Consider the following 4,543-nt stretch of genomic DNA (forward strand, 5'->3'; position numbering starts at 1 on the left):
CGAGATCGCTGCCACGACGGGTGGCTCGGCGGTGTCCGAGAGCGATCCCGTCAAGGCCGTCGCCGGAGCCGAGGTGGTCGTCACCGACACCTGGATCTCGATGGGCAAGGAGGCCGAGGCGGACGCCCGGCGCACGGTGTTCGGGCCCTACGCCGTCACCCCCGACCTCGTCGCCCACGCGAGTGCCGACGCGATCGTGCTGCACTGCCTGCCGGCGTACCGCGGCTCGGAGATCGCGGCCGAGGTCATCGACGGACCGCAGAGCGTGGTGTGGGACGAGGCCGAGAATCGTCGGCACGCGCAGAAGGCCGTGATGGCCTGGCTCCAGGACCCCGCCCGGCTGGAGGCGGACCATGAGTGAGCACGCCCTGACGCCGTTGACGAAGAACGCCCGGCTGGCGCTGATCGTCGAGCTGCTGGAGAGCCGCGAGGTGCGTTCGCAGCCCGAGCTGGCCGACCTGCTCGGTGGCCGCGGCGTGCACGTCACGCAGGCGACGCTGAGCCGCGACCTGGTCGAGGTCGACGCGATCAAGGTCCGGGCAGCGTCCGGCAACCTCGTGTACGCCGTACCCGCTGAAGGCGGCGACCGGACGCCGGTGTCCGCCGAGAGCGGTGCTGCCCACCAACGCCTCTCCCGCCTGTGCGCCGAGCTCCTCGTCAGCGCCGAGGCGAGCGCCAACCTCGTCGTCCTGCGCACCCCTCCCGGGGCCGCGCAGTTCCTCGCCAGTGCCATCGACAAGGCCGAGGTCGGTGCGGACCACGACGTCCTCGGCACGATCGCCGGCGACGACACCGTCCTGGTCATCGGCCGCGACCCCGCCGGGGGAGCAGCACTGGCCCACCGATTCACCTCCCTTGCAGAGCGCACGGAGCCCGAAAGGAACGACAGTTGAGCAAGGTCCTGACCTCCCTGCCCGTGGGAGAGCGCGTTGGTATCGCCTTCTCCGGCGGCCTCGACACCTCCGTCGCCGTCGCGTGGATGCGCGACAAGGGCGCCGTGCCCTGCACCTACACGGCTGACATCGGGCAGCCGGACGAGCCCGACATCGCCGGTGTCCCGGAGCGCGCCCGTGAGTACGGCGCCGAGATCGCGCGCATCGTCGACATCAAGTCGCAGCTGGTCGAGGAGGGCCTGGCTGCACTCGCGTGCGGCGCCTTCCACATCCGGTCCGGTGCGAAGGCCTACTTCAACACGACGCCGCTCGGTCGCGCCGTCACGGGCACCATGCTGGTGCGCGCGATGCAGGCCGACGACGTCAACATCTGGGGCGACGGGTCGACGTACAAGGGCAACGACATCGAGCGGTTCTACCGCTACGGCCTGCTGGCGAACCCCGAGCTGCGCATCTACAAGCCGTGGCTCGATGCCGACTTCGTCACCGAGCTCGGTGGCCGCCACGAGATGAGCGAGTGGCTGGTCGCCCACGGCCTGCCGTACCGCGACTCGACCGAGAAGGCGTACTCCACCGACGCCAACATCTGGGGTGCCACCCACGAGGCGAAGACCCTCGAGCACCTCGACGTCTCGCTCGAGACCGTCGAGCCGATCATGGGCGTGAAGTTCTGGGACCCGTCGGTCGCCATCGAGACCGAGGACGTCGCGGTCACCTTCGAGGCCGGACGTCCGGTCGCCCTCAACGGCCGTCGGTACGACGACCCGGTGGCCCTCGTCCTGGAAGCGAATGTCATCGGCGGCCGCCACGGCCTCGGCATGTCCGACCAGATCGAGAACCGGATCATCGAGGCCAAGTCGCGGGGCATCTACGAAGCCCCCGGCATGGCGTTGCTGTTCGCTGCCTATGAGCGCCTGCTGAACGCGGTCCACAACGAGGACACGCTGTCGAACTACCACCTCGAGGGCCGCAAGCTCGGCCGCCTGCTCTACGAAGGCCGCTGGCTGGACCCGCAGGCCCTCATGCTCCGGGAGTCCATCCAGCGCTGGATCGCCTCGCTCGTCAACGGCACGGTCACGCTGCGCCTGCGCCGGGGGGACGACTACACGATCGTGAAGACCGAGGGCGCGAACTTCTCCTACCACCCGGAGAAGCTGTCGATGGAGCGCGTCGAGAACGCTGCCTTCGGCCCGACCGACCGGATCGGCCAGCTTACGATGCGCAACCTCGACATCGCCGACTCCCGCGCCAAGCTGGAGCTGTACGCCGCACAGCCGCTGGACCAGGGGCAGGTGCTGGTCGAGAACGGCACGCTCTTCGGTGAGCTGCCGCCCGGCGGCTACGACCAGATCACCGCCAACCCGGACGGTGGCCTGGAAGCGGAGGCGATCCTCGAAGACGTCGCGATGGAGTCCGGAACCGACTGATGCACGCTGAACCGACCCGCCGGACGGTGGCGCGGGTGCTGCCCGTGAGCAGCGACAGCAAGGTGCTGTTGCTGCTCGGCTGCGATCCCGCACTCCCGGACGTCCGCTACTGGTTCACGATCGGTGGCGCCGTCGACCCGGGGGAGTCCCTGGCCGAGGCCGGCGTCCGCGAGCTCCGCGAGGAGACCGGGATCGACGTCCGGGCCGCCGACCTCGGAGAGCCCTTCGGCACCTTCGAGGTGGAGTTCGCCTGGGACGGTCGGGACTACGTGAACGACTCCACCCTGTTCGCCGTGGCGCTCGACGAGACACCGGTCAGCTTCGAGGGGCTCGACGTGCTCGAGGCGCAATCGATCTTCGAGGCGCGATGGTGGACCCCGGAGGAACTGGAAGACGACGGTCGTGCGGTCGACCCGCGGCTGATGGAGCAGATGCGGACGGCGATCGCGCACGTCCGGGGAGGAACGACATGAGCGGCGAGACCAACACGGGCAAGCTCTGGGGCGGCCGGTTCGCCGGCGGCCCCTCGCCGGAGCTCGACGCGCTGTCGCGCTCGACGCACTTCGACTGGCGCCTTGGCCTCTACGACATCGCCGGCTCGCACGCGCACGCCAAGGCACTGGGCGCTGCGGGCCTGCTGACGCCGGCCGACGAGGCCGAGCTGCACCGTGGCCTGGACGCGCTCGCTGCCCGCTTCTCCGACGGGTCGTTGCAGCCGGACCCGTCGGACGAGGACGTGCACGGTGCGCTGGAGCGGTTGTTGATCGACGAGGTCGGTGCCGACGTCGGTGGCCGGCTCCGTGCGGGGCGCTCGCGCAACGACCAGATCGCGACGCTCTTCCGCTGCTACCTGCTCGACCACTCGGTCTCCGTGGGGCGGCTCGTCCTCGACCTGGTCGACGCCTTGGCCACGCAGGCCGACGCCCATCTCGGTGAGGTGCCGGCGATCATGCCGGGGCGCACGCACCTTCAGCACGCCCAACCGGTCCTGTTGTCGCACCACCTGCTGGCCCACGCGTGGGCCCTGCTGCGTGATGTCGAACGGTTGGGGGACTGGCGTCGTCGTACAGCGGGGGACTCGCCGTACGGCTCCGGGGCACTGGCCGGGCAGAGCCTGGGCCTCGATCCTGAGCTGGTCGCACGTGAGCTCGGGTTCACCAGCTCGACCGCCAACTCGATCGACGGTACGGCGTCGCGCGACTTCGTCGCGGAGTTCGCCTACGTGACGGCACAGACCGGCATCGACATCAGCCGGATCGCGGAGGAAGTGATCCTCTGGGCGACCAGGGAGTTCGACTTCGTGACCCTGCACGACTCGTGGTCGACGGGGTCGAGCATCATGCCGCAGAAGAAGAACCCCGACATCTCCGAGTTGGCCAGGGGCAAGGCCGGGCGACTGGTCGGCAACCTCACCGGGCTGCTGACCACGCTCAAGGCCCTGCCGCTTGCCTACAACCGGGACCTGCAGGAGGACAAGGAGCCGGTGTTCGACTCGGTCGACACCCTCGAGGTGTTGCTCCCTGCGTTCACCGGCCAGGTCGCCACCCTGGTGTTCAACACCGACCGGATGGCGGCTCTGGCTCCTCAGGGCTTCTCCCTGGCGACCGACATCGCCGAGTGGCTGGTGCGCGAGGGCGTCGCGTTCCGCATCGCCCACGAGGTGGCCGGTGCGTGTGTACGACGTTGCGAGGAACTGGGCATCGAGCTCGACGAGCTGAGCGATGAGCAGTTCGCCGCGATCTCGCCGGCGTTGACGCCCGAGGTGCGCAGCGTCCTGACCGTCGAAGGGTCGGTGGCGTCCCGTGACGGCCGCGGCGGCACGGCTCCGGTCCGGGTCCGCGAGCAGCTGAACGACCTCCGTGCACGGTCCCAGGAGCTCCGTTCCACGCTCAGCTGAGCGTGGAACGAGCCTCCTGGAAGCTCAAGGTGCCCCCCGATTTGCAACCGGGGGGACACGTGTTGGTAATGTTCCGTCTTGCCGCAGAACGCAGCAGAAACTCGGCCGAAGATCCTCTGGATCGGACGCAAAAACGAGGTTGAAGCACGTCTGGGCACCGAGTCGAAGAGCTTCAAGACATGGCGGTCACGCCGAGTTGACGAGGGGAAACGACACGGGTAAGGTTTCACAGGTTGCCCCGCGACAGACCTGGCCGAGAGGCTGGCGAAGCGCGAGTGCGTCTGATTCTTGAGAACTCAACAGTGTGTCATGCATATAGATTGTTG

Annotated in this window: 4 protein-coding genes and 1 pseudogene; all 5 read left to right on the forward strand. The window is 68.9% G+C overall.

All coding sequences use genetic code 11. From position 1 onward, the window contains the following. Positions 1-361, forward strand: a pseudogene (locus ACOADB_RS06585) (ornithine carbamoyltransferase); the annotation flags it as partial. Next, the gene (locus tag ACOADB_RS06590) at positions 354-893 is read left to right on the forward strand and encodes an arginine repressor (protein WP_182376135.1); all 540 of its coding nucleotides are present in this window, start codon (positions 354-356) and stop codon (positions 891-893) included. The pseudogene ACOADB_RS06585 and the gene ACOADB_RS06590, both read left to right, overlap by 8 nt. After that, a complete protein-coding gene (argG, locus tag ACOADB_RS06595; RefSeq protein ID WP_378597154.1) occupies positions 890-2,320 on the forward strand; it encodes an argininosuccinate synthase in 1,431 nt (476 codons plus the stop codon). Before ACOADB_RS06590 ends, argG begins: the two co-directional genes overlap by 4 nt. After that, a complete protein-coding gene (locus ACOADB_RS06600; RefSeq protein ID WP_378597155.1) occupies positions 2,320-2,793 on the forward strand; it encodes an NUDIX hydrolase in 474 nt (157 codons plus the stop codon). Before argG ends, ACOADB_RS06600 begins: the two co-directional genes overlap by 1 nt. Continuing rightward, complete coding sequence (gene argH / locus ACOADB_RS06605; RefSeq protein ID WP_378597156.1) at positions 2,790-4,217, forward strand: argininosuccinate lyase; 1,428 nt, start codon at positions 2,790-2,792, stop codon at positions 4,215-4,217. Before ACOADB_RS06600 ends, argH begins: the two co-directional genes overlap by 4 nt. The last annotated feature ends 326 nt before the right edge of the window (positions 4,218-4,543 follow it).

The sequence above is a fragment of the Nocardioides sp. CPCC 206348 genome (assembly GCF_048654705.1).
Lineage (GTDB): Bacteria > Actinomycetota > Actinomycetes > Propionibacteriales > Nocardioidaceae > Nocardioides.

Excerpts from the sequence above, each read along its gene's own strand:
- argH (WP_378597156.1), top strand. The coding sequence starts at position 2,790 with ATGAGCGGCGAGACCAACACGGGCAAGCTCTGGGGCGGCCGGTTCGCC.
- ACOADB_RS06600 (WP_378597155.1), top strand. The coding sequence starts at position 2,320 with ATGCACGCTGAACCGACCCGCCGGACGGTGGCGCGGGTGCTGCCCGTG.
- ACOADB_RS06590 (WP_182376135.1), top strand. The coding sequence starts at position 354 with ATGAGTGAGCACGCCCTGACGCCGTTGACGAAGAACGCCCGGCTGGCG.